We start from the raw sequence: 813 nt of genomic DNA, 5'->3' as shown, positions 1-813 counted from the left end.
AGTCTAGATTGCAATTCGATTTGGTGCAGCGCACAATCGTTTAGGCATCGATCGTCGGAATCTTTCCGGCAATTTGTAGACTCAAAGCAGGACAGAAGGAGAAGCAGATGGCCACTTTAGAAGGCGGCGCCTACGACGACGTTTTGTTTGGCTCGCGTTTTGACGACTTCATCCACGCCAATGGCGGTGATGATGTTGTTTTTGGCTCGAACGGAAATGACTCGATATTCGGTGACGCCGGCGACGATTTGTTGTTTGGCGGCAACGGCAACGACTMGATTTTCGGCGGCGAGGGAACTGACATCCTCTTCGGCGACAATGGAAACGACATACTGAGCGGTAACGAGGGAAATGACGTTCTCTTCGGCGGCCACGGAGATGACGTTCTTACCGGCGGTGCCGGTTCTGATCTCTTGTTCGGCGATGCTGGAAACGATGTTCTTTCCGGCGGTGCCGGCGACGACACTCTCTTCGGCGGCGCAGGCAATGATACGCTCATTGGCGGCGCAGGCAGTGATGTATTCCTGTTCACTGGCGGCGGCGGAAATGACGTTGTTCTCGATTTTACCCCTGGTGAAGACGTCCTCCAGATCTCCAGCGGTATCAACGGGCAGGATATTCATTCGGCTGACGATCTTGCCGATCGTGTTACGCAGGTTGGTGGCAATGTTGTCGTCGATCTCGGTCATGGCGATTCCGTCACGCTCGTTGGCGTCAATGCCGACGATGTCACGGAACATCCAGGCGATTACTTCGTCGTTCATTGATAGCGACTATGGCGTGCCCTGCCCTCCGGGCCGGGCACGCTTTTTT

General features: G+C 54.8%; 1 protein-coding gene. It reads left to right on the top strand.

Annotated elements, in window-relative coordinates; genetic code table 11:
* Positions 1-107: 107 nt before the first annotated feature.
* Complete coding sequence (locus ACXJ5O_RS28690) at positions 108-767, top strand: calcium-binding protein (protein WP_457302870.1); 660 nt, start codon at positions 108-110, stop codon at positions 765-767.
* Positions 768-813: the final 46 nt, after the last annotated feature.

The organism is Phyllobacterium sp. P5_D12 (genome assembly GCF_054049495.1).
This window is presented reverse-complemented; position numbering and strand designations above follow the sequence as displayed.